This window comes from Mycobacterium sp. NGS61, from assembly GCF_059812325.1.
The window spans coordinates 381,201-404,366 of sequence record NZ_JCALCL010000004.1; the positions used below are offsets into that span (position 1 = coordinate 381,201).

Sequence of the window (23,166 nt, forward strand, 5' to 3'; positions counted from 1 at the left end):
CGGCGTTTTGGCGAAGCCGATCTGACGCTCAGACCCAGTAGGGCACCCGGGCGCGGTACTGCCGCATCGCGATCGCCGCGAGCGCCCAGCCGACGATCGTCAGGACCACGACCACCGCCCAGTGTCGCAACTCCTGGTGTGCGCCCAGCAACGGTGCCCGCACGATGTCCAGATAGTGCAGCAGCGGATTGAGTTCGACGATCTTGGACCAGTTGCCGGCACCCTGGTGGCGCAGCGTGTCGTCGTTCCAGATGATCGGCGTCATGAAGAACAGCAACTGCACAAGCGAGTTCAGCAGCGGGCCGATATCGCGGTAGCGGGTCGCCAGAATGCCGAAGCACAGCGACACCCACACCGCGTTGAGCATGATCAACGCCAGCGCCGGAAAGACCGAGAGGTCCGCCCACGACCACGGCTTCGGAAAGATGATCGCGACCACGACATAGATCACGATGTTGTGTGCGAACAGGATCATCTGCCGCCACACCAGCCGGTACACGTGCACGCTCAGCGGCGTCGGCAACTGCTTGATCAGCCCTTCATTGGCGACGAACACGTCGGCGCCCTCCAAGATGGCGGCATTGATCAGGTTCCAGATGATCAGGCCGAGCGTGACGTACGGCAGGTGCACCGACAGGTCCAGATGGAACAGCTTGGAATACAGCCCGCCCATGGCGACTGCGGTGGTGCCGGTGGCGATGGTGATCCAGAACGGTCCCAGCACCGAGCGGCGGTAGCGCTGTTTGATGTCCTGCCAGCCCAGGTGCAACCAGAGTTCGCGGCGGTGGAAGCCGGCGGCCAGATCGCCGCGGGCCCGGGCGAACGTCTTGGACTGCGCCGCCGCGTCGATGAACGTCATGCCGAACCTCCGGGCCGTCCGAACTGTTCGCGCCGCCCCAGGCGGCGCAGCCGACACCATTCCAGCAAACCCTCAGGGTCGCGTCGGGTCACCAGGAAGAACCAAGCGAACCGCACCCATTCCTGGGGCAGCAACTTGCGCAGACCCGGCTGGGACAACACATAGCCGCGGTTGCGGTAGGTGAAGTACCGCTTGCTCGGGTTGTCCGGGTACTGGGTGTGCATGCGCCCGCCCAGGATCGGTTTGAACTCGTCGGATCCACACGGGTGCAGATAGGTCGCATCCAGACAGGTGCCGAACGGCAGGCCGGAGCGGACCAGCCGACGGTGCATCTCCACCTCGTCGCCGCGGATGAACAACCGCAGGTCCGGCACCCCGACCGCTTCCAACGTCGAGGCCCGGAACAGGGCGCCGTTGAACAGCGACGCGATACCGGGCAGCAGGTCCTGACCCGGCGCGGTGCGCAATTCGCTTGTCCGCCTGCGCCATACCAGACCGCGGCGCAGCGGAAAGGCCAGCTGGTCGGGGTCGTCGATATTGCATACCATCGGTGACACTTCGGCCAGCCGGTACTTTTCCGCGCAGGCCAACAGGGTCTGCAGCACGTCGGGTCCGTGCGGGTACCCATCGTCGTCGGCCAACCACACCCAGTCCGCGCCGTGCGCCAACGCAAGGAGCATGCCGAGTGCGAAACCGCCTGCGCCACCGAGGTTTCGGGCAGAGTTGAGGTAAAGCTGCGGAATCCGCTGACTGTCCACCAGGCGGCGCACCCGGCTGTCTGCGGAGTCGTCGTTGTCGATGACGATCAGCTTGTCGGGTTGCCGGGTCTGACCGCTCAGGGCGTTCAGCGAGCGAGCGAGTTCCTCAGGGCGCCGATGGGTGACGACCACGGCGAAGACGGAATCACTCACCGCCAGAGGCTCTTTGGGTCAGGTCATCGCGGCGGGTCTCGGCCAGGACCTCGCGCACGTGCCGCGCCGCGTCCTCGCCTTCGTAGGCGCGCACCACATCTTCGATTTCACCCTGCTGCTTGATGACGCCGTGGTCTATCCACATCGCGGTCTTGCACAACCGAGCCAGGAACTCGTTGGAATGGCTTGCGAATACCAGGATTCCGGAGCGTTCCACCAGGCTCTGCAGCCGTGACTGCGCTTTCTTGAGGAACTCGGCGTCCACCGCGCCGATGCCTTCGTCGAGCAGCAGGATCTCCGGGTCGATGCTGGTGACCACGCCCATCGCCAGCCGGACCCGCATCCCGGTGGAATAGGTGCGCAGCGGCATCGACAGGTAATCGCCCAATTCGGTGAATTCGGCGATCTCGTTCACCTTGGCCAGCATCTGCCTGCGGGTCTGCCCGAGGAACAGGCCGCGGATGATGATGTTCTCGTAGCCGGAGATCTCCGGGTCCATCCCGATGCCCAGGTCGAACACCGGCGCCACCCGACCGGTCACCTTCGCCCAGCCACGGGTCGGTTCGTAGATGCCCGAAAGTAGGCGCAGCAGAGTCGATTTCCCGGCACCGTTGTGGCCGACCAGGCCGACGCGGTCGCCGAGTTCCAGCGACATGGTGATATCCCGCAACGCCTCGATGACCACCACGTTGGAGCTGTTGCGGCCGATCGTGCCGCCCGCCTTACCCAGGAAGGCCTTCTTCAACGATCGCGACTTCGCGTCGAAGATGGGAAATTCGACCCACGCGTCGCGTGTCTCGATGTGCGGCCCGCTCGACACGGCTTACAGATACTGTCCGGTGCCGTGCGCCCCGCCGGGGTGGCCCTGTTTGCCCATCCCGGGCGGCAGCGCACCCTGGCGCATCTGCTCCAGTTGTGCGCGCGCTGCCATCTGTTGGGCGAACAGCGCGGTCTGAATGCCGTGGAAGAGCCCTTCCAGCCAACCGACCAACTGCGCCTGGGCGATCCGCAACTCGGCGTCGGACGGGGGCGTGTCCTCGTTGAACGGCAGCGTCAGCCGTTCCAGCTCTTCGCGCAGTTCCGGGGCCAGACCCTCCTCGAGTTCACGGATGCTGGTGGCGTGGATGTCGCGCAACCGGGTGCGGCTGGCGTCGTCGAGCGGTGCGGCCCGCACCTCTTCGAGTAGCTGCTTGATCATCGTGCCGATCCGCATGACTTTCGCCGGCTGCTCGACCAGGTCGGTCAGCGAGCGTTCGTCGGAGTCGTCGGCGTCCTCAGCCTGACGCAGTGCCATCAACCGCGGATCGACACCGCCGATGACCTCGATACCGTCGTCCTCCGGGCCCGTGCTCACCCCATCACCGTCCTTCACGCGTGCTGTCAGCGGTGCGTCGCCGCGTAGTCATGCCATTCGTAGATCTGGGCGCCGCCGTTGTCGTAGATCAGTGTCCAGTACGGCGACTTGTCCAGTGAGATTAGCCCTTCGGGAATCTTGAACCCGCGCACCGTGGGGCCGCTGGCCAGCACATAACGGATGTTGAGGGCTTTGATGGCTTTGGGGACCCGCTCGTCGCTGTCGCCTTTTCGGGCGTAGGCCCAGATGATGTAGCGGTTGGGCCCCGGGCCCATCTGCACCGGGTAGTCGTAGTGGGTCCACAGCGGATGCAATCCGGCCACCGCGTACATCCAGGCGGTGCCGTCGACGTTGGAATCGGCGATCAGGGTGTCCCGCGCGCCCGGCAGCGTCGCCAGGTACGCCATGGCGTCGAGGTCCTGTTGATTGACCATGATCTGGTCGTACTTGTCGCCGAACAGGAACCGGTGCCGTGGGAAGTAGTGCCAGGCACCGGCCACGCAGATGCCCACGATCACCACCGCGGCGGCCGCCCGCCACAGTTCCGGCGGCATGGCTTGGGGAACGCGACGCCGGACCAGCGTGACGACTCCGCCGACGATCGCGACCAGCGCGACGGCCGCCATCAGGGTGAACAGCGGGGTCGTCGCGGCCGCTATCCGGCGCGGGTCTTTGTAGAAGAACTCACCGAACGCGCCGGCGACCCGGCCGAATGGGCCCCAGAGCGGGGTGCCCGCGTCGACGTTGATCACGATCAGCAGCAGCCAGACCGCCAGCGGCCACGGCACCTTCAGCAGTGCCAGCCGCCAGGGGAGTTTGAGGACCCGGCGGTTCCGCCTGATCCCGTCGACCAGGATGATCAGCCCGCCCACAGCGCACAGGAAGCTCAGCGCCCACTGGTAGGGGAAGTCGTTGAGGTGCCGGGAATGCATGAACACCGCGTCGAACAGACCGTGCCGCATGCTCAGGTAGGTGAGGAACGAGTGCCCGGCGATGATGTCTTCCTGCTGCGACACGCTCAGGAACTGCGGCAACAGGATCAGCCCGGCCAGCACGCCGACGCCCAGCAGCGTCAGTAGGTCGGCGAGCCGGCCCCGAACCGGACGCCAGAGCAGCTCGAACAGATACCAGCCACCCAGCAGCAACAGCACGATGATGCCGCCGGTGATGTGCACCGAGAAGACGCCGACCAGGGCCAGCACCGCCACCGGGATGCGGTCCCGGTGGCCGGGGGTCGAGGTGATCAGCGCCATGACCGGGATGGCGACGCCGTAGGCCGCCAGGTTCGGCATCGCCGCGGTGTCGAACTCCACGTAGGGCACCGCGGTGAAGGACGCCGACAGCGCGGCGGCCGTCGCGGAGATCGCCGCGGTGCGCCACTCGGTGGTGTGGCTGCGCAACACTTTCCAGGCGAGCACCGCGGCGCTGACCGGGAACAGCCAGATGGCCGCGGCCAATGAGCTCAACGTGTAGCCGGTGGTGGCGGCCGCTCCGGTCAGCTGGCAGAACACCGCGGCCAGCGCGTGGAACACCGACGGGTAGTACAGCAGCGCGTGTGTTTCGACGTTGCGCAGTTCGCCCATGTGGGTGGACGACGCCTGGCCGGTGTCCAGGATCCAGCGGACTTCGTTGGCGTGCCAGACCGCGTCCCAGGTGCTGGGGATCGTCTGCCAGTGCGGAATGCCGCTGAACGCCGCCCAGCCGATCAACACGACCCCCAGCAGCACTCCGGCCGCGACCAGCAGGCCGGGGCCGGGTTGGACCGCGCACGCCTCGGCCGGTTTGTCCCGGAAACGGGCCAGCAGCAGCGTCAGAATCGTCGCCGCTACGCAGACGACCGCTAGCGCCGCCAGGCCCGTCCAACCGTTCCAGGGGATGCCGAGGGCGCCGTAGGGGATGATCGCCAGCGCCACCACGCCGTACGTCAGCGCCGGTCCGACCGCGATCGCGATCGGCCAGTTCAACTGCGCGATACGTGCGACGATGGCACCCGGCGCGATCAGCAGGATCAATGCGATCAGCGTTCCGAACCACAAGCTCACTCGACTAGTATGGCTGGCCGGGTGTCCTCACTCGGGAAGCCGTAACGGCTGGAACGTCAATGGCGCACCCGCTACCGACAATCCGTTCGCAAAACGGCGAATGTTCTTGAGGACTTTAAGGTGGCTGGCATGGCCTACGACGTCGCCCGGGTGCGTGGGTTGCACCCGTCGCTCGGTGACGGGTGGGTGCACTTCGACGCGCCGGGCGGCATGCTGATCCCTGATTCCGTCGCGACCACCGTGTCGACAGCCTTCCGCCGGTCCGGTGCGACTGCGGTCGGGGCGCACCCGTCGGCCCGGCGCAGCGCCGCGGTGCTGGAGGCGGCCCGCGAGGCGGTCGCCGACCTGGTCAACGCCGATCCGAGCGGAGTGGTGCTGGGCGCCGACCGCGCGGTGCTGTTGTCGTCTCTGGCGGAAGCGTCGTCGGCGCGGTCCGGCCTGGGTTACGAGGTGATCGTCAGCCGCCTGGACGACGAGGCCAACATCGCGCCGTGGTTGCGTGCGGCGCACCGGTACGGCGCCAAGGTCAAATGGGCCGAGGTCGACATCGAGACCGGTGAGCTGCCGACGTGGCAGTGGGAGAGCCTGATCGGCAAATCGACCCGGCTGGTCGCTGTGACGTCGGCGTCCGGCACGTTGGGCACGGCCACCGACCTGCGCGCGATGACCAAGTTGGCGCACGATGTGGGTGCCCTGGTGGTGGTCGATCACTCGGCGGCCGCGCCGTACCGGCTGTTCGACATCAAGGAAACCGACGCCGATGTGGTGACGGTGAACGCGGTGGGCTGGGGTGGGCCGCCGATCGGTGCCATGGTTTTCCGCGACGCGTCGCTGATGAACACCTTCGGTTCGGTCTCAACCAATCCGCACGCCACCGGCCCGGCGCGCCTGGAGGTGGGTGCCCACCAGTTCGGTTTGCTGGCCGGCGTCGTCGCCAGCATCGAATATCTGGCGTCACTGGACGAGGCGGCCCGGGGCAGCCGACGCGAGCGGCTCTCGGTGTCGATGCACTCCGCGGCCGCCTACCTGAACCGGGTCTACGACTATCTGATGGCTTCGCTGCGGTCGCTGCCGCTGGTGATCCTGCTCGGTGTTCCCGAGGCGCGGATCCCGGTGGTGAGCTTCGCCGTCAACGAGGTGCCCGCAGACCGGGTGGTTCAGCGGTTGGCGGACAACGGCATCCTGGCGATGGCCAACGCCAACTCGCGGGTGCTCGATGCGCTCGGCGTCAACGACATCGGCGGCGCGGTCACCGTGGGACTGGCGCATTACTCCACGATGGCTGAAGTCGATCAGCTGGTGCGGGCTCTGGCGTCGCTGGGCTGATTCCGAACGTGTTGTCTGACAATAGGTTCGGTGCGCCGACGGGGCCGGGGTCCGATGAACCGTTGGGGCACTTGACCGTTATCGATGCAACCGGCGCCGAGCGTCGCGTGCCCATCTTCGATCAGCTGTTCGTCGGGCGGGAATGCGCCGGGATCAGGGCTTCCCGCCGGCTGGTCATACCCGACCCGGAGATCTCCCGCACCCATCTCGAGATCCGCCTCGACCCCGAGTCCGACCAGGCGTTCCTGATCGACACCAGCAGCAACGGCACGTCGCTCAACGGTGTCCGGGTGGAACGAGCGGTGGCGCTGCTGATCAGGCCGGCCGATGAGATCCAGATCGGCGATGTGCTGCTGACATTTCACGCTGAGCGGTTCAACGGGGTGCCCCAGCGGGTGGTGAAGAGCACGCTGGCGCGGATCGGCAAGTCCGCCATGGTGATGGTGGTCGGTGACATCGTCAACTATTCGACGATCTCGCAGGTCACCGACGAGGAATTGATGGCGCGCAGCCTGTACACACTGTGGCGCCAGGTGGGCGGTGTGCTGCGCGCGCACAAGGGCACGCTGAGCCATTACGCCGGTGACGCCCTGTTCGCGGTCTGGGAGGTGCGCCGATTTCCCGACGCCGCCGAGTTGGCCATCGATTTCGCGCTCGCCGCGAACCGGCTCGTCGACGATCTCGCGCCCGAGTGGCCGTTACGCACGCCGGATGGATCTCCGATTCGCATGGGCTGGGGTGTGGTGCAGGGGGTGGCCGCCACGGCCGCGATGACCAGGTCGACCGACGCGGTCATCGGCGATGCGACCAACGTCGCCTTCCGGTTGGCCTCGATGGCGGGGCGCGAGGGTCGGGCACCGGTGTTGGCGGCCAGCGGTGTGCAAGCTGCTGTCGTAGACCAGTTCAGTTGGGGCCCAAGTGAAATCGTGCAGATCAAGGGGCGGCACGGGACGGCGACGGTGTACCCGGTGACCGCGCGCAAGGAGCCGGCGGGCTCGTAGTGTCAGACGGTCAGGACGATCTTCCCGGTCACCTTGCCCGACACCATCAGCTGATGGGCCTCGCCGGCCTGCTGGACGGGCAACCGGGCGCCGATGATCGGGCGGACCGCGCCGTTGGCGAACATCGGCCAGACCGATTCGGTGACCGCGTCGACGACCGCGCTCTTGCTGTTCGGGCCGGTCACCGGACGGGCGCGCAGCGTGGTGCCGACGACGCGGGCGCGCTTGGCCAGGAGTTTGCCGATGTTGAGTTCGGCCTTCACCCCGCCCTGCATGCCGATCACGATCAACCATCCGTCGGTGGCCAGCGCGTCGATGTTGCGGTCCAGGTAGGCCGCACCCATGATGTCCAGGATCACGTTGACCCCGGCACCCTCGGTCTCTTGGGCCAGACGCGCGACGAAGTCCTCGTCCTGGTAATTGATCATGATCTGGGCACCCAGTTCCCGGCAGAAGTCCAGCTTCTCGGTTGAGCCGGCGGTGACCGCCACCCGGGCGCCCAGGGCGCGTGCCACCTGGATGCCGTGGGTGCCGATGCCGCTGCCGCCGCCGTGCAGCAGCGCGAGCTGACCGGGACCCAGCCGGGCGGTCATCACCAGGTTCGACCACACCGTGCAGGCGACCTCCGGTATCCCGGCGGCGTCGATGAGGTCAACGCGCGCTGGAATCGGCAGCACCTGCCCGGCCGGTACGGCGACGTACTCGGCGTAACCGCCGCCGGCGAGCAACGCGCAAACCTCTTGCCCGACAGACCACTTGGAGACACCCGCACCGACATCGGCGATGGTGCCGCTGACCTCCATCCCGATGGTCTCGCTGGCGCCCGGTGGGGGCGGGTACTTGCCGGCGGCCTGCAGCACGTCGGCGCGGTTGACGCCGGCCGCGGCGACCTTGATCAGCACTTCACCCGGTCCGGCGGTGACGTCGGGGACGTCCCGCCAGGTCAGTTGTTCGGCGGATTCGGCGACGATGGCACGCATGTGGCCACGCTACCGCCCGCTACCCTTATCGACGGTGGCGTGGCAGAGCGGCCTAATGCACTCGCCTTGAAAGCGAGAGACGGCTAACACCGTCCGGGGGTTCAAATCCCTCCGCCACCGCTCGTCCGCCGGCACCGGTGGAACCTTGCGCGGCTACCGGACCGGCTAAAAAATTCTGGCTCCATCACTTGCCAGACACTCCATCCCGAGTTATATAAAAAGTGTGTCTACGGACACAGATTTCCTGTCCACAACAATGATGATTGGAGTGTTGGAGGTGGCGACCATGTTGGTACGTAGCGATCCGTTCCGCGATCTCGATCGCTTCACTCAGCAGGCGCTGGGCACCGCAGCGCGTCCGACGGTGATGCCGATGGACGCTTGGCGCGCGGGCGAAAAGTTCATCGTCGAACTCGACCTGCCAGGCATCGACGCCGACTCGTTGGACCTGGACATCGAGCGCAACGTGGTGACCGTCCGCGCCGAACGCCCGGATGTGGAGTCGAGCAAGGAGATGCTGGCTGCCGAACGGCCCCGCGGGGTGTTCTCCCGGCAGCTGGTGCTCGGCGACAATCTCGACACCGACCGCATCGAGGCCTCCTACGACGCCGGCGTGCTGCGTCTGCAGATCCCGGTGGCGGAGAAGGCCAAGCCGCGCAAGATCACGGTCAACCGGACAAACGGTCAGCACGCTCTCAGCGCCTGAGTGGCCGGTCGTATTGCTGACGGAAAGTGGGTCAGTGATGTCGCAGTGCAGCACATGGGCCGCGCGGGAGACACCGCGCGCAACCGCGCCGGCGCCACCGACCGTGGCGCCGGTCCCGGACGACTCGTCGCTGATCGCGCTGATCGCCGAGGTCGACGCCATTCTGTGCGCAGCCGAGCGACGCCTGCTCTGTCAGCCACCGGCACCACCAGCCGTCGGATGCGCCATCGACGAGCCCCGACGTGCTGGTCGGTCTTGGCCGCTGACGGCCTCCGCGCGGCGCGGGGCCGAGCGTCGAATCGATGCCGTGCAGCGCAGTCCTCCGGGCGCCGAATCAGGCATTACCCGGTGAACCGCATCCACAGGGAAGGGAGGTGATGCCATCACCGCGCATACCAGCGGGCCTGCCCGCGACCCGGGCCACATCATGGGCGTAGCCGGCACCCACCGGTAACCAGCACGCCGATGCCCAGGTCGGGCGACGCATACCGGGGCGGGCGGCCCGTCCACCACAACTGTCACACCCGCGACGTTCGAGGAGTTCGAGGAGGAGGCCAGAACATGATCGATGTGATGACGCTGGAAGCCGACCCGGTCGACTGGGCGGAACAACATGACCTGGTGACGCTGCCCGATGACGACTACCCGCGCGTCGGCGACCACAGTCCCATGACGAGCTGGTACGCCAATCCTCAGCTACTCGGAGCGTGACTCAGCGCAGCTCCGCGGCGATGGTGTCCATCAGCGCGGTGTAGCGCTTGAGTTCGGGGTCGCGGCCGGGCTTGCCGCTGCTGATCAGGCCGGCAGCAAGTCCGCGCTGCGGGTCCGCCCAGATCGCGATGTTGGCCAGGCCCAGATTGCCGAACGCCGCCGGCGCGTGGCGCCCGAACGGTCCGAACCGGTCGGTGCCCAACATGTAGCCGGTGCCCCAGCGGGCTGGCATCAACCCGACGGCGAAGTCCGGCCGCAGCCGCCGGGATTGCTGCACCGCGCCGTACATCCGTTCCGGACTCATGATCCGCACGCCGTCGAGTTCGCCACCGCGCCGCCAGATCTCAGCGAAGCGTGACAGTTCGTCGGCAGTGGAGATGGTGTTGGACGACGGCACCACAGTGGTCAGGAACGCCGGGGTGTTGGTGTACGGGATGATCTCGTGCACGGTGCCGCCGATCGCCTTGCGGAAGATCGCCGCGATCAGCGGCGGCAGCGGCCGGCCGGTCGGGTGACTGGGCGCGACCAGCGGGACGTCCTGCGCGGCGACGCCGAAGTTGGTCCACCGGAAGCCCAGCGGGTCGAGGATCTCGGCGGCCAGGATGTCGCGGATGTCCTTGCCGGTGGCTGCGTAGACGATTTCGCGCATCAGCGGACCCCAGGTCAGCGCGTGATAGATGTGCACCAGTCCCGGTCGGTACAGCGGGCGCAGTTTGCCCAACTGTTCCTGTGCGTACTCGTGGTCGTCGGCGCGTTTGAGGTCCGGTCGCGGGCCGGTGGGGAACGGGACGCCCGCACTGTGGGTCAGTACGTGCCGGATCGTGGTGCGGTCCTTGCCGTGGCTGGTGTAGCTGGGGATGTACTTGCAGACGCGATCGTCGAGGGCGAAGACCCCCTGCTCGACCAGCATGTGGATCACGGTCGCGGTGATGCCCTTGGCCGCCGAGTACACGCAATACGGTGTCGTGGTGGTGACCGGGATCTTCTCCGCGTCCGGGTCGTCCGTCGGCGCGTTGCCCCAGCCGTGACCGATTGCGCGGTTGAGCACCACCTGCCCGTTGCGCCGGATGCACAACTGGATGGCCGGGTGCATGCCGCCCTGATACCAGTGCCGTGCGGCCCGCCAGATCCGTTCCACGGCGGCCCTGTCGACGCCGGAGTGGTCTTCGTCGCCGACGGCGGTCACTGCGTCCAAATCGGCGGGGACACGGATCTTGCCGTCGGGGGTCTCGGTGGTCGCCACCTTCGTGAGGGTACGTGAAGCGCGCCTAGCCTCAGGGTCATGCGCACACGCTATGTCGAGGTGATTCTGCTCGTTTTCGGCTTCTATTCGGTGGCTCTGGGGTTGTTCATGGCGTTGGCGCCCGGCATCTTCTTCGACACCCTGGGCGCCTTCGGCATCCGCAACACGCACTACATCCTCGACAACGCGTCGTTCGAGTTCCCGCTGGGACTACTGCTGCTGGGCGCGTTGCGGTGGACGTCCTGGCGGGTGCCGGCGCTGGCCTTCGCCACCACGCACTGGGTGCTGCATGCCGTCAGCCACCTCGTCGACACCAGGCACCGCGCCGGCGACATGATCGGCTGGCTGGAGTTCGCCGGGCTGGCGGTGTCGAGCGCATGGCTGGCTGCGGCCCTATGGCTGTGTGTTACTCGCCGGTGAACTGCGGGGGCCGCTTGGCGAACGTCGCGGAAATGCCCTCGGTCAGGTCCTTCGACGGCAGGAACGCCGCGTTCCAAGCGGCGACGTACCGCAGGCTCTCCGAGACCGCCGACGTGCGCTGCTGGTCCAGCACATCCTTGATTCCGTGCACGGTCAGCGGCGGGTTGGCCGCGATCTCGGCGGCGGTGGCATGTGCTGCGGCCAGCGTCGCGTCGGCGTCGGCATACACGTCGTTGACCAGGCCGATCTTCTCGGCGCGGGCAGCGTCGATGTCCTTGCCGGTCAGCGCGAGTTCGCGCAGGTGCCCGTCGTTGAGGATGAGCGGCAGCCGCGCCAGGCTGCCGACGTCGGCCACGATCGCCAGCTTGACCTCGCGCACCGAGAACTTGGCGTCGGCGCTGGCGTAGCGGATATCCACGGCCGAGATGAGGTCGACGCCGCCGCCGATGCACCAGCCGTGCACCGCCGCGATGGTGGGGGTGCGGCAGTCGGCGACAGCCGTGATCGCGTTCTGCATCCGCTTCACTTCACGGTGGAACACCGCGCGCGGCCCGGCCAGCGCATCACCGGACAGCAGTGGGGTGAACGAGCCGCCCATCGCCGGCACGTCCAGGCCGTAGCTGAAGTTTCGGCCCGACCCGGTCAGGACGATTGCCCGCACGTCGGGGTCGTCGTCCAGCGCCGGAAACAGTTCGGGCAGCTCAGCCCAGAATGCCGGTCCCATGGCGTTGCCCTTGCCGGGACCGATCAGCGTCACCCGCGCGACGTGGTCCTTGATCTCGACGGACACGGATTCGTATGTTTCGGCCATAGCGAGACCGTAGCGTGGCGCTCATGCCCTCAGATTTGCGACCCGGACCGGATTCGCCGCCCACCGACGAACTGGACAGCGCCGAAGCCACCCTCGCGGTGCTGCTACAGGTGCTGCACACCATCAGCCGCGACGACAGCACCAAGCAGACCCCGTGCGGGGAGTACGACGTCAAAGCGCTGACCAAGCATCTACTGAACTCGATCACCACGCTCGGCGGCATGGCCGGCGCTCAGATCAACGTGCCCGCCGACACCGATTCGGTGGAGAGTCTGGTCGTCGCCGCCGCCCGGCCGGCCCTGGACGCGTGGCACACACGCGGGATGGCCGGCGATGTCGCGCTCGGTGAGAACGCGATGCCCGCCCAGGTCGCGGTCGCGGTGTTCTCGATCGAATTCCTGGTGCACGGCTGGGATTACGCGATCGCGGTGGGGCACGACGTGCATGCGCCGGACTCGCTGTCCGAGTATGTGCTGGGGTTGGCGCAGCGGATCATCCGCCCCGAACAGCGCCGCCAGGCCGGTTTCGCCGACCCGGTACAGGTGCCCGACGACGCGCCCGCGCTGGACCGGCTGGTCGCCTTCACGGGGCGTGATCCCATCCGGGATCAGTCGCGCTCGAGGTAGAAGTAGTAGTAGCGGCCGTCGTCCACGACGCCTTTGCCGTTCATGATGCCCATCACCGCGTCGTCGTCGATCTTCTTGAAATGGTCGTGCACGGGCGCCCCGTCGTAGACCATCGTGGCCGTCACTTCGCCGCGGAACTCCTCCAGCCACAGGCTGGCTTCGCCCTTCATCCGCTCGGTGTTGGAGTATTTGTTGCCGTCGGCGTCCAGGCAGACGAGCGGCTGCACGTCCTGCACCGATTTGAACGTCTTGCCGTACCAGTTGATCTTGGCCAGCGTGCCGACGGCGCGGTGGGCGGTGACGAACTCGCCTCCCTTCCACTCGCCGAGCATGCCGTCCAGCGTGGCGGGCTCCAGTGTTGCCCAGAAGTCGTCGAGTTCGGCGTCGGGGATCGGATCGGTACGTTCCTTGAACTCGGTGAACTGCTTGCGCGCCTGACTCATGGGTGTCCTCCTCTGATCCAGCTGCGGGCGAACCGCAGCATCGCGTCGTTCTCCTCGGGGTCGGCGGTCACCGTGACCCGGACACCGTCGCTGCCGTACGGACGGACCACGAGCAGCGCATTGGCGGCCTGCTGCACGAAGTCCCCGGTGCGGGAGCCCAGCGGCAACCAGACGAAGTTGGCCTGCGACGGCGGCAACGTGAACCCGGCGGCGCGGAGTTCGGCGCTGACCCGCACCCGTTCGGCGACGACGGCGTCGGTGCGCGCCAGCAGTTCGTCGGCGGCTTCCAGCGAGGCGATCGCCGCGGCCTGCGAGACGCTGGTGGCGGTGAACGGCACGTAGACCTGGTCCAGCGCGGTGATCACGTCGGGATGGCCGATCGCGTAACCCACCCGCAGGCCCGCCAACCCGTAGGCCTTGGAGAACGTGCGCAACACCACGACGTTCTCGTGCGCGCGGACCAGGCCCAGGCTGTCCGGGGCCATGCCGTCGCGGATGTACTCCACGTAGGCCTCGTCGATGACGATCAGGATGTCCGGCGGCACGGCCTTCACGAAGCGGGACAGCGCGTCGGGGTCGACGACGGTCGACGTCGGGTTGTTCGGGTTGCACACGAAGATCAGCCGGGTGCGATCGGTGATGGCAGCCAGCATGGCGTCCAGGTCGAAGGTGTGGTCGGTCAGCGGGATCTGGATCGGCGTGGCGCCGGCGATCTGCACTTGAGGTGGGTACAGCTCGAAGCTGCGCCAGCCGAAGACCACCTCGTCGCCCACCGAGGAGGTGATCTGCACCAACTGCTGGCACAGGCTGACCGAACCGCAGCCGACAGCCACGTGTTCGGGGGCGAAGTCGGGGCCCAGATGACGCGCCAGCGCGGCTTTGAGCTGCACGCAGCCGTTGTCGGGATAGCGGTTGATGTGCGCGGTCGCGTGCTCGATGGCGGCCCGGACGCTGGGCAGCGGGCCGAACACCGTTTCGTTGCTGGCCAGCTTGATCGCCCCGGGCACGGTCTTGCCGGGAACGTAAACGGGCAGCCCGGCCAGCGCGGGCCGCAGGCGGGCGGTCATTTCGACAGCATATGACGCGGCTGTGTACGCTATGCCTCCGGCGGCTCCGGGTTTCCGGGGTCGGGTACCCTTTGGAAGGCCATGGAGGCGTGCCAGAGCGGCCGAATGGGGCTCACTGCTAATGAGTTGTTCCCCTCAAAGGGAACCGGAGGTTCAAATCCTCTCGCCTCCGCCACGCAGGACCAGCTGGACAACTGAATAACGCAGGCGCCCGTAGCTCAACGGATAGAGCATCTGACTACGGATCAGAAGGTTAGGGGTTCGAATCCCTTCGGGCGCGCTCTCTTTGGCTGATTCATCCGTCACCGTCCATGTAGCACCATCGCCCCGCCCGCCGCTGGAAGCGGCTGCGTTCGCGCATTTCCTCGACCCGTCCCGCGGATTCGAAACGGGCGGTGAACGCCACCACCGCGTGCTCGTCGTCTTCGTGGAGGCTTTCGGTCACCTGCAGGCCGATCCAGGTGACCCCGGGATCGAGGACGAGATCGGGCGGCCGGGTCCGCGGGTGCCAGGTCCGGAACAGGTAATCGGCGTCGCCGTGGGCGTAGGCCGAGTACCTGGACCGCATCAATTCCTCGGCCGACCGGGCCTGCCGCTCACCGTGGTGTAGCGGCCCGCAGCACACCAGATAACCCTCGCCGCCGCCGCATGGACACGGCGGACCGAGCAGTTCGCTCACCCGTCCAAAGTAGTCAGCGCTGCCGGCCGCCGATATCTGATACCGGAATTACCTGTTCTGATGCCTGACGGACACCTAATATCCGACGAGTGTTCACTGACGACGCGCGCCGGGTGCCACTGTGGGCCCGGTGGACCCACAGTTGGGTCCCGGCCGTCGTCGCGGTGGGGGTATCGCTGCTGGTAGTCCTGCAGATCGTGGCCGGCACGGCTGGGTTCCAAGGGCCGTTGCACAGCTTGATCAGCGACTATGTCGCCACCCCGAAGTCGACGACGGTGTCGTGGGTCGGCCTGTGCATCGGCGTCGTCGGGGTGTCGATGCGCTGCCGGATCTGGGCGCTATCGCTGGCCGCGGGGCTCGACGTGGTGTTCGCCGCCGAACGTGCGGTGCGCGGCGCCGCGGTGACGTTCGGCAACGGACCGATGATCGTGCTCACCGGGCTGGTCCTGGTGGCTTGGCAGCGCTGGACCGGCGCCCAGCGGGCGACCGCGCTGCGTGGGATCGCGCTGGGATTCCTGGTCATCATCGCGACCAAAGTGGGCGACACCTGGCTGCGCATCACGGCGATGGTCCGGCCGACCGTCCTCGACGAGTACGCCTACCTGGCCGATCACGCGCTCGGGCAACCGTCGTGGGTGATGGGCTGGCTGTTCGAGGCGGGCGGGCCGATCCTCACCGCCGTGCTGCACTGGGTCTACATCGAGTTGCCGCTGGCCGCGATGGTGGTCGTGGTCTACCAACTACGCCACGTGAACTCCGCGGGCTGGCCGCGGCACTTCCTGGTGCGAACGTTCCTGGTGCTCGGCCTGGTCGGACCGTTGATCTACGTGTTGTTCCCGGTGGTCGGCCCGGAATTCGCGTTCAGCCCGGCCGGCCAGGGCTTTCAAGTGGGCGACTACTGGCCGCATGCACTGCCGCAGATCCGCACGCCGCGGGCGATCGCGTTCGACGACCTGACCGCACGCAACTGCATGCCGTCGATGCACACCAGTTGGGCGCTGGCGACCTTCATCCACTCCCGCCGCGGGCCGCGCTGGCTACGGTGGGGCGGCACCACCTGGCTGTTGGGGACCATCGCGGCCACGCTGGGCTTCGGCTATCACTACGGCGTGGACCTGGTGGCCGGTGCCCTGCTGTGCCTGACGGTGGAGTCGGCGATGCGTGCGCAGGGCAACCGTTGGTCCCGCACCGGGCTGGTGGCGTCCGGGTCGGCGCTGCTGGCGGCGCTGCTGTTGTGTTGCCGGTTCCTGGCGCCGGTGATGGCGCAGTATCCACTGGTGTTCGGCTCGCTGATCGGCGGGGCGACGGTGGCTTTCAGTGTCGGGTTCTACGCCGCTTTCTTTGCCGCCGGCGACGCAACCCGGTCAGGGCCGGGTTGCGATCATCCCCAGCGCACGTTCGAACAGGTGCACCGTCCCGGCATGCAGCTGGTCGCCCACCGCCTTCTCGGCTTTGCCGGCACAGGCCCGCGCCAGCGTGCCCTCGATCACGATGCCGAGCTTGAAACACGCGAGCACCGTGTACCAGGTGAGGTGCGACAGGTCGCGGGTGGTGTTGGCGGCATAGCGCCGCACCAGGTCGTCGGTGCTGGCCAAGCCGTCACTCTGGCCGAGGGCATGACCGAAAACCGATGAGCCGTCGTCCTGCTGCCAGGTGGCCAGCAGCCAGCCGAGGTCCAGCAGCGGGTCGCCGATCGTGGACATCTCCCAGTCGCAGATGGCCACCACGTCGGGGCCGGTGAGGGAGAACATCACGTTGGCGGCGTGATAGTCACCGTGCATGATGCCGGGCTGCCAGGTGGTCGGGCGGTTGGCTTCCAGCCAGCGGGCGACGTCGTCGATGCCTGGGATGTCCGGTCCCGGGTAGCCGTCGTATTCCTGGTAGGACGCCAATTCCGAAAGCCAGCGTGGCACTTGCCGTTCCAGAAAACCGTCCGGCTTGCCGAAATCCGCCAGCCCGGCGGCGACGTGGTCGACCGCGCCGAGCTTGGCCAGGGCATCCGCCATCGACAGGCCCATCCCGTAGCGCACCGCGGGATCCCCGGCGTGCAACGGCGGCAAACCCTCACCGGCGTTGAAGCCCTCGATCGGTTCCATCAGGTAGAACACCGCGTCCCCCAGCACGCTGGTGTCCGCGCACGTCGCGATCAGGTGCGGATGGGGCACGTCCGAGCCGGCCAGCGCGGCAAGCACCCGGGTTTCGCGCAGAATCACGCTGTTGCTGCGGGTGCGCAGGTGCCTTGGGCCGCGGCGCAACACGTAGGTCCGGCCTGACCTGGTGAAGCGCAGCATCACATTCTGGGTGCCGCCGGTGATCGGAACGACGTCGTGCAGCGGACCTTCACCCAACCCCTGATCTGTCATCCAGCGGCCGACGGCGGCCAAGTCGACGCCGCTCATGCGCCGGCCTGCGCAGTGCACCGGTTTGACACGTCCCGCTCCCTCTGCAGCCTGTCGATCGTCTGGCAAAAAGCGTAGGGGATGCTCGGCCCGCCGCCCGAGGCGCAACCGGCTGGAACAATCGTCCTCGTGCCGCGCACCGACAATGACTCCTGGGATATCACCGAAAGTGTGGGCGCCACCGCCCTGGGCGTGGCTGCGGCGCGCGCCGCGGAAACCGAGAGCGCCGACCCGCTGATCCAGGACCCGTTCGCGCGGGTGTTCCTCGACGCGGCCGGCTCCGGAATGTGGAACGTCTATGCCGACCCGGCGGTGCTTTCCGGCGCGGTCGAGGTGGAACCCGAGGTGCTCGCCCGGGTGCGGCTGATGGTCGACTTCATGGCAACGCGCACCGCATTCTTCGACGAGTTCTTCCTGGGCGCGGCTGACGCCGGTGTTCGGCAGGTGGTGATTCTGGCGTCCGGCCTGGACTCCCGAGCGTGGCGGCTGGACTGGCCCGACGGCACCGTCGTGTACGAACTCGACTTGCCGCGGGTGCTCGACTTCAAGTCTGCCGCGCTGCGCGAGCACGGTGCGCAGCCCACGGCGCAACTGGTGAGCATTGCCGTCGACCTGCGACAGGACTGGCCAAAAGCGTTGCGGGACGCCGGTTTCGACCCACAGCTGGCCACCGCGTGGTCGGCCGAGGGCCTGGTGCGTTACCTGCCCGCGCGGGCGCAGGATCTGTTGTTCGAACGCATCGATGTGCTGAGTCCGGCCGGCAGTCAGCTGGCGACGAACGTGCCCGGGCCGGGCTTCCTGGATCCGGACCTGGTACGACGCCAGCGCGCGGACATGGCGCAGATGCGCACCACCGCGGCGCGGCTGGCCAACGTTGAAGTCAACGACAACGACGACCTGTGGTACGCCGAAGAGAGAACCGCCGTCGCCGACTGGCTGCGTGAGCGCGGCTGGGACGCGTCGGCGACCACCTTCGCCGAGCTGCTGGCCCGCTACGGTCGCAGCGTTCCGGACGATCTCGATCACTCGATTCCGCCGACGCTGTTCGTTGCAGCGTTGCGGCGGTGATGAATTCGCTACGTCGACGGCTCGGCCTGTTCCAGATCTTTCTTGATCGCTGCGATCGCATCGACCGGGGTGAGGTTCTGGCCCTGGCTGTCCTGCCCCAGCTGCGGCCAGCCGGCGCCCTGCGGTCCGCGCAGCTGATCCCAGATCTCGCGCACCTTGGTCAGCAGTTCGGTCTGCTCCTCATCGCTGAGCGCCATCAGCGGTCCTCCGTTCGTCACGATGCCGCACGCGGCGGCAAATTGTTGCGGTGTCAGTCCATTCGCGGAATTCATGTCACACCGACCGAACGGCGGTGCGCCTTGCGGCAGGTTGGGGCTGTACCCCTGCCCGTCGGTGTATTGGTGTGCGACCTGCCCGGGAAGGTTGGGGTTGGATCCGTAGCCGGCAGCCACCACCCGTAGTCCGGCCGGTCGCACCTGCCACATGTTGTAGAAGTCGTAGGCGTTGGCATAGCCGATGATGCGGGCCGGCGAACCCGCGTAATCGGCCAGGTTCCAATACAACTGGTTGATCCAGCTCGAGCCGTCACCTGGCGGATTACCGCCCGATTCGACGTCCAGCATCAACGCGACCCGCGGGTGCAACCCGCCCTCAGCTTCGATCATCGAGCGCACCGTGTCGGCGTTGGCCGACCAGTTCGGGCGTACATAGGTGTAGATGATCGCGAATGTCATTCGCCCACTGTCCAATGCCGCACGCACCCAGGCGTAATTGCGCGCGAAGTTGTGGTCCCGATAGGTGCCGTCGCAGACCCGGAACGACAACACCTGGTAGGGGTACGAGTCGTCCACCGGCACTTGATATTCCGAGACATCCGCGAACAACGTGTCGGGCACGGTGCCGTTAACCTCCTTGGCCGCAATGGTTGTCGGGACATGTTACCGAGGAGTTCCTCCGCACCCCGCAGCCGGATTGTGCCTATCCGCAGACCAGTGCGCGCTATGCGGACGTGATCATGAGCTGGCTGGAATCTGGGAGCGATCCGTCGGTGCGTGTCCGAGCCAATTGGCTGCCTGAAATCGGCGTCACCGAATTACCTGGGCTGGCCGCGGACACGTGCTGTCTCGCCCGTCGAAAGGCGGGCTGCCAGGTGGCTTGCCGAGCAGTCCGGATAGTACTCCGCCACGCCGCCTTTCATGTTTAGACACAGGTCCAACGGGTAACGCTCATCACACAGAAATTGGTTTCGGGATCAATGGAGGAAATTATGGTGCGCGGTCGCGGAATTCTCGGTGCAATTGTGCTGGTGTGGCTGCTCATCGGAGTCCTCGCGGCCTGGCAGCGCGACTACTTCAAAGGCGAGGCCACCAGCTGTGCGTCAGCGGGAACCGTTGCGGTAACGGTGATTGCGGGTCCGCTGAATTACATGGGAGTAAATCCGAAAGTAACTGACTGCCGCACCCCGCGTTTACCGCAGCCGAGTGCGATGCAAGCAATTGACCACATCCCCTCTATGTAAAGGAATCATCATGATTGTCGTGGGCGCTATCTTGCTCATTCTGGGATTTGTCTTCAACGTGCATTTATTGGCGATGCTGGGCGTGGTGCTGTTGGTCATCGGTGCGGTGATGTGGGCCATGGGTTCGGTGGGCCGGCCGGTAGCCGGACGGCGCAACTGGTACTAATCAGTCATTTCCCGAAGGTCGCGTGATCGCTGGTGCGGTCACGCGACCGTCTTGTTTCACAGCCGACACACAGTGCGGCCATAGCGCCGCCCTAGTGGGTTGTGCGGATACTGGAAGCCGTGGCCTCCCCCCGAACTTCCACCGAGCGCGTTGTCATGTGCCGCGCCGACGGCCAACCGGTCAACGTGCTGGTGGTTGACGACGAACCTGTTCTCGCGGAGATGGTGTCGATGGCCCTGCGCTACGAGGGCTGGAATATCGCCACCGCAGGGGACGGCACGACCGCCCTCGCTACCGCTCGCACCGAACGTCCCGACGTCGTGGTCCTCGACGTGATGCTGCCCGACATGAGTGGCCTGGAAGTGCTGCGCAAGTTGCGCGAAGAGAATCCGCGCCTGCCGGTGCTGCTGCTGACGGCCAAGGACGCGGTGGAGGACAGAATCGCCGGATTGACCGCTGGCGGAGACGATTACGTCACCAAACCGTTCAGCATCGAGGAGGTGGTGCTGCGGCTGCGTGCGCTGCTGCGGCGCACCGGCGTCACCACGGTCGACAGCGGTGCCCAGCTGGTGGTGGGCGATCTCGTCCTCGACGAGGACAGCCACGAAGTGTCCCGCGCCGGCGAGCCGATCTCGTTGACATCCACCGAATTCGAGCTGCTGCGCTTCATGATGCGCAACGCCAAGCGGGTGTTGAGTAAGGCGCAGATCCTGGACCGCGTGTGGAGCTACGACTTCGGCGGTCGGTCCAACATCGTCGAGCTCTATATCTCCTATCTGCGCAAGAAAATCGACAATGGTCGCGAACCCATGATCCACACATTGCGCGGCGCGGGGTATGTCCTCAAGCCGGCGCGCTAGACGGCCCCGGGTCTGGTCGCTGCGGCTGCGGCTGCTGGTCGGACAGGTGGCCGTGTTGGCCATGGTGTGCGTCGGCATCACCGCGGCAACCGAACTCGCGTTACGGCACCACCTGCTGGCCCAACTCGACAGTCAGCTCAGCGGCACCTCCTACCGCTCCTCGCTGCTCTACCCCGAGCCGCCGCGCCGTCACGAACCCCGCTACGTCAAAACCGGGCCCGGACCCAGATTTCTCGACGCGCCGGGCCAGCCGGCCGGCATGGTCGCCGCCGTGGTCAGCGACGGCACCACGGTGGACGCCGGATACCTGACCAGCAGCGGTGCGCGGGCCGCGCTGTCCGCGACCGCGAAACACCAACTGGAACAGATTGCCGGTAGCCGCTCGCCGGTGACGCTGGACCTCGACGGACTGGGCCGCTACCGGGTGGTGGCGGCTCCGAGCCGAAACCGGGCCGACGTGATCGTCACCGGCCTGTCGATGGCCAACATCGATGCCACCGAACTACGGATGCTGGTCATCTTCGGCGTGCTCACCTTCGTTGCGCTGGTCGCCGCGACCACCGCCGGGGTGATGATCATCCGGCGGGCGCTGGCGCCGCTGCGACGGGTCGCGCAGACCGCGACCGAGGTCGTCGACCTGCCGCTGGACCGGGGCGAAGTCGAATTGCCGGTGCGGGTGCCCGAGCCCGACGCCAACCCGGACACCGAAGTCGGCCAGCTCGGGTCGGCGGTCAACCGCATGCTCGACCACATCTCCGCTGCACTGTCGACGCGGCAGGCCAGCGAGACCCGGGTGCGCCAGTTCGTTGCCGACGCCAGTCACGAACTGCGTACCCCGCTGGCCGCGATCCGTGGTTACACCGAGCTGGCGCAGCGGATGGGGGACGACCGCGAAGCGGTGGCACACGCCATGAGCCGAGTCGCATCGGAGACCGAACGGATCACCCGCCTGGTGGAGGATCTGTTGCTGCTGGCGCGGCTGGACTCCGGCCGACCCCTGGAACGCGAACCGGTGGATCTGTCCCGGCTGGCCGTCGACGCGGTCAGCGACGCCCACATCGCTGGCCCGGATCACCAATGGGAACTGGATCTGCCGCCCGAACCGGTGGTGGTCATCGGCGACGAGGCGCGGTTGCACCAGGTACTGGCGAATTTGCTGGCCAACGCCCGCGTGCACACCGGCGCCGGCTCCGTCGTCACCACCCGGTTGAGCACTGAGCCGACGCACACGCTGCTGCAGGTGATCGACAACGGGCCCGGCATTCCGGCGGCGCAGCAGACCGAGGTGTTCGAGCGGTTCGTGCGCGGCGATACCTCGCGTTCCCGGAAGGGCGGCAGCACCGGGCTGGGCCTGGCGATCGTCTCCGCCGTCGTCAAAGCGCACAACGGGATGATCACCGTGCACAGCTCGCCCGGTCGTACCGAGTTCGCGGTGCGGTTGCCGGTTAATGGTCGGCAACCGCCCGCGTCCTCAGCTCAGCCCGTCAGCCCGAGCAGGTGACGTCGATTTCGAAGGACTTCTTGACCGGTGCCATGGGGTTGGCCATGTCCACTCCGGTGGCGGTGCCGCTGATCTTGTAGGCGTTGCCGTTCTTGGTGGCTTCGGCTTTGGCGTCCGGGGTGCCGGGGGCGTACCCGAGCGACACGCCGTTGACATTGCCGAGCGCAACCGACTTCACCTCAGGGGGATTGGCGTCGGAGAGGACCGCGCCGATGCCGGTCGCCGATCCGCCGATCGCGATGTTGACGGTGCCACCCGCCGTGGTGCACAGAGTTGTGCCGGTGACGTGCTGGTCCTGCCCGTCGATCAGCACCTTGGTCCCGGAGGCGCTGGCGCCTCCGCTGGCTGCAGCCGAACTGGAGGATCCACCACTCGATTTCGGCTTGTCATCCGAACACCCCGAAAGACCCGCGACCAGAATGGCCGCCCCCGCCACCGCGACCGTCAGTCCACGCTTCACCTGAGCTCCTTTGCTCGTCGTAGCGACCCTCGTGGTTGAAGACCGCTTCGGCAGTATGCGGCTTAACCGGAGCT

The 23,166-nt window shown here is 67.0% G+C and carries 25 protein-coding genes, 3 tRNA genes and 1 pseudogene; 15 read left to right on the forward strand and 14 right to left on the reverse strand.

Annotated elements, in window-relative coordinates:
• Positions 1-28: 28 nt before the first annotated feature.
• The 5 genes from wzm to AC5Y3Z_RS11830 form a co-directional block, all read right to left on the reverse strand.
• Positions 29-859 (reverse strand): galactan export ABC transporter permease subunit Wzm/RfbD, encoded by an 831-nt coding sequence (wzm, locus tag AC5Y3Z_RS11810; RefSeq protein ID WP_463826160.1) that lies wholly within the window; start codon positions 857-859, stop codon positions 29-31.
• On the reverse strand, positions 856-1,770 hold the full coding sequence (gene glfT1 / locus AC5Y3Z_RS11815) for a galactofuranosyltransferase GlfT1 (protein WP_463826159.1): 915 nt from the start codon (positions 1,768-1,770) through the stop codon (positions 856-858). Before glfT1 ends, wzm begins: the two co-directional genes overlap by 4 nt.
• The gene (gene wzt, locus AC5Y3Z_RS11820; RefSeq protein WP_473138626.1) at positions 1,763-2,590 is read right to left on the reverse strand and encodes a galactan export ABC transporter ATP-binding subunit Wzt/RfbE; all 828 of its coding nucleotides are present in this window, start codon (positions 2,588-2,590) and stop codon (positions 1,763-1,765) included. The genes glfT1 and wzt overlap by 8 nt, the downstream gene beginning before the upstream one ends.
• 3 nt (positions 2,591-2,593) lie before the next feature.
• Positions 2,594-3,064 (reverse strand): bacterial proteasome activator family protein, encoded by a 471-nt coding sequence (locus tag AC5Y3Z_RS11825; RefSeq protein ID WP_473138925.1) that lies wholly within the window; start codon positions 3,062-3,064, stop codon positions 2,594-2,596.
• A gap of 86 nt (positions 3,065-3,150) precedes the next feature.
• Complete coding sequence (locus tag AC5Y3Z_RS11830) at positions 3,151-5,166, reverse strand: DUF6541 family protein (RefSeq protein WP_463826157.1); 2,016 nt, start codon at positions 5,164-5,166, stop codon at positions 3,151-3,153.
• 129 nt (positions 5,167-5,295) lie between these two features.
• Between AC5Y3Z_RS11830 and AC5Y3Z_RS11835 the strand changes: the two genes are divergently transcribed.
• Both AC5Y3Z_RS11835 and AC5Y3Z_RS11840 read left to right on the forward strand, forming a co-directional pair.
• Entirely contained in the window at positions 5,296-6,492 is a 1,197-nt protein-coding gene (locus tag AC5Y3Z_RS11835; RefSeq protein WP_463826156.1) for a cysteine desulfurase-like protein, read from the forward strand.
• 71 nt (positions 6,493-6,563) lie between these two features.
• On the forward strand, positions 6,564-7,493 hold the full coding sequence (locus AC5Y3Z_RS11840) for an FHA domain-containing protein (RefSeq protein WP_473138625.1): 930 nt from the start codon (positions 6,564-6,566) through the stop codon (positions 7,491-7,493).
• A gap of 2 nt (positions 7,494-7,495) precedes the next feature.
• Here the strand turns inward: AC5Y3Z_RS11840 and AC5Y3Z_RS11845 are convergent, their stop codons facing one another.
• Entirely contained in the window at positions 7,496-8,473 is a 978-nt protein-coding gene (locus AC5Y3Z_RS11845; protein ID WP_473138624.1) for an NAD(P)H-quinone oxidoreductase, read from the reverse strand.
• Positions 8,474-8,506: 33 nt separating this feature from the next.
• Between AC5Y3Z_RS11845 and AC5Y3Z_RS11850 the strand changes: the two genes are divergently transcribed.
• From AC5Y3Z_RS11850 to AC5Y3Z_RS11860, 3 genes are all read left to right on the forward strand, one after another.
• Positions 8,507-8,593: transfer RNA gene (locus AC5Y3Z_RS11850), tRNA-Ser, on the forward strand.
• A gap of 166 nt (positions 8,594-8,759) precedes the next feature.
• On the forward strand, positions 8,760-9,179 hold the full coding sequence (locus tag AC5Y3Z_RS11855) for an Hsp20/alpha crystallin family protein (RefSeq protein WP_463826153.1): 420 nt from the start codon (positions 8,760-8,762) through the stop codon (positions 9,177-9,179).
• Between the two features lie 561 nt (positions 9,180-9,740).
• Positions 9,741-9,890 carry a hypothetical protein gene (locus AC5Y3Z_RS11860; protein ID WP_463826152.1) on the forward strand — a complete coding sequence of 50 codons (150 nt, stop codon included), beginning with the start codon at positions 9,741-9,743 and terminating at the stop codon, positions 9,888-9,890.
• Between the two features lies 1 nt (position 9,891).
• Here AC5Y3Z_RS11860 and lipE read toward each other — a convergent pair whose 3' ends face one another.
• Positions 9,892-11,133: a lipase LipE gene (gene lipE, locus AC5Y3Z_RS11865; RefSeq protein ID WP_473138623.1), complete on the reverse strand. Its 1,242-nt coding sequence runs from the start codon at positions 11,131-11,133 to the stop codon at positions 9,892-9,894.
• 39 nt (positions 11,134-11,172) lie between these two features.
• Between lipE and AC5Y3Z_RS11870 the strand changes: the two genes are divergently transcribed.
• A complete protein-coding gene (locus AC5Y3Z_RS11870) occupies positions 11,173-11,553 on the forward strand; it encodes a hypothetical protein (RefSeq protein WP_463826150.1) in 381 nt (126 codons plus the stop codon).
• Here the strand turns inward: AC5Y3Z_RS11870 and AC5Y3Z_RS11875 are convergent.
• A complete protein-coding gene (locus tag AC5Y3Z_RS11875) occupies positions 11,540-12,364 on the reverse strand; it encodes a crotonase/enoyl-CoA hydratase family protein (protein WP_473138622.1) in 825 nt (274 codons plus the stop codon). The genes AC5Y3Z_RS11870 and AC5Y3Z_RS11875 overlap by 14 nt on opposite strands.
• Positions 12,365-12,387: 23 nt before the next feature.
• Here AC5Y3Z_RS11875 and AC5Y3Z_RS11880 point away from each other — a divergent pair, with 23 nt between their 5' ends.
• Complete coding sequence (locus AC5Y3Z_RS11880; RefSeq protein ID WP_473138621.1) at positions 12,388-12,990, forward strand: TIGR03086 family metal-binding protein; 603 nt, start codon at positions 12,388-12,390, stop codon at positions 12,988-12,990.
• Here AC5Y3Z_RS11880 and AC5Y3Z_RS11885 read toward each other — a convergent pair.
• Positions 12,972-13,433 carry a DUF4334 domain-containing protein gene (locus AC5Y3Z_RS11885; RefSeq protein ID WP_473138620.1) on the reverse strand — a complete coding sequence of 154 codons (462 nt, stop codon included), beginning with the start codon at positions 13,431-13,433 and terminating at the stop codon, positions 12,972-12,974. The genes AC5Y3Z_RS11880 and AC5Y3Z_RS11885 overlap by 19 nt on opposite strands.
• Positions 13,430-14,500 (reverse strand): aromatic amino acid aminotransferase, encoded by a 1,071-nt coding sequence (locus AC5Y3Z_RS11890; protein ID WP_473138619.1) that lies wholly within the window; start codon positions 14,498-14,500, stop codon positions 13,430-13,432. The genes AC5Y3Z_RS11885 and AC5Y3Z_RS11890 overlap by 4 nt, the downstream gene beginning before the upstream one ends.
• An 83-nt stretch (positions 14,501-14,583) precedes the next feature.
• On the opposite strand from AC5Y3Z_RS11890, the gene AC5Y3Z_RS11895 reads away from it, so the two are divergent.
• Positions 14,584-14,675, forward strand: a tRNA-Ser gene (locus AC5Y3Z_RS11895).
• Positions 14,676-14,707: 32 nt separating this feature from the next.
• Positions 14,708-14,780: transfer RNA gene (locus tag AC5Y3Z_RS11900), tRNA-Arg, on the forward strand.
• Between the two features lie 15 nt (positions 14,781-14,795).
• On the opposite strand, the gene AC5Y3Z_RS11905 is transcribed toward AC5Y3Z_RS11900, so the two are convergent.
• Positions 14,796-15,179 (reverse strand): YchJ family protein, encoded by a 384-nt coding sequence (locus AC5Y3Z_RS11905; RefSeq protein ID WP_473138618.1) that lies wholly within the window; start codon positions 15,177-15,179, stop codon positions 14,796-14,798.
• 113 nt (positions 15,180-15,292) lie between these two features.
• Between AC5Y3Z_RS11905 and AC5Y3Z_RS11910 the strand changes: the two are divergent.
• Positions 15,293-16,309 (forward strand): annotated as a pseudogene (locus AC5Y3Z_RS11910) (phosphatase PAP2 family protein); the annotation flags it as partial.
• A gap of 234 nt (positions 16,310-16,543) precedes the next feature.
• Here the strand turns inward: AC5Y3Z_RS11910 and AC5Y3Z_RS11915 are convergent.
• Complete coding sequence (locus AC5Y3Z_RS11915; protein WP_473138617.1) at positions 16,544-17,578, reverse strand: phosphotransferase family protein; 1,035 nt, start codon at positions 17,576-17,578, stop codon at positions 16,544-16,546.
• Positions 17,579-17,707: 129 nt separating this feature from the next.
• On the opposite strand from AC5Y3Z_RS11915, the gene AC5Y3Z_RS11920 reads away from it, so the two are divergent.
• A complete protein-coding gene (locus tag AC5Y3Z_RS11920) occupies positions 17,708-18,646 on the forward strand; it encodes a class I SAM-dependent methyltransferase (protein ID WP_473138616.1) in 939 nt (312 codons plus the stop codon).
• An 8-nt stretch (positions 18,647-18,654) separates the two neighbouring features.
• Here AC5Y3Z_RS11920 and AC5Y3Z_RS11925 read toward each other — a convergent pair whose 3' ends face one another.
• Positions 18,655-19,482 (reverse strand): hypothetical protein, encoded by an 828-nt coding sequence (locus tag AC5Y3Z_RS11925; protein ID WP_473138615.1) that lies wholly within the window; start codon positions 19,480-19,482, stop codon positions 18,655-18,657.
• A gap of 359 nt (positions 19,483-19,841) precedes the next feature.
• On the opposite strand from AC5Y3Z_RS11925, the gene AC5Y3Z_RS11930 reads away from it, so the two are divergent.
• From AC5Y3Z_RS11930 to AC5Y3Z_RS11945, 4 genes are all read left to right on the forward strand, one after another.
• A complete protein-coding gene (locus AC5Y3Z_RS11930; RefSeq protein ID WP_463826141.1) occupies positions 19,842-20,105 on the forward strand; it encodes a hypothetical protein in 264 nt (87 codons plus the stop codon).
• 10 nt (positions 20,106-20,115) lie between these two features.
• Entirely contained in the window at positions 20,116-20,271 is a 156-nt protein-coding gene (locus AC5Y3Z_RS11935) for a DUF6131 family protein (protein ID WP_463826140.1), read from the forward strand.
• Between the two features lie 155 nt (positions 20,272-20,426).
• Complete coding sequence (locus AC5Y3Z_RS11940; protein WP_463826420.1) at positions 20,427-21,131, forward strand: response regulator transcription factor; 705 nt, start codon at positions 20,427-20,429, stop codon at positions 21,129-21,131.
• Entirely contained in the window at positions 21,109-22,632 is a 1,524-nt protein-coding gene (locus tag AC5Y3Z_RS11945; RefSeq protein ID WP_473138614.1) for a sensor histidine kinase, read from the forward strand. Before AC5Y3Z_RS11940 ends, AC5Y3Z_RS11945 begins: the two co-directional genes overlap by 23 nt.
• Here AC5Y3Z_RS11945 and AC5Y3Z_RS11950 read toward each other — a convergent pair.
• Positions 22,616-23,092 (reverse strand): lipoprotein LpqH, encoded by a 477-nt coding sequence (locus AC5Y3Z_RS11950; RefSeq protein WP_463826138.1) that lies wholly within the window; start codon positions 23,090-23,092, stop codon positions 22,616-22,618. The genes AC5Y3Z_RS11945 and AC5Y3Z_RS11950 overlap by 17 nt on opposite strands.
• Between the last annotated feature and the right edge of the window lie 74 nt (positions 23,093-23,166).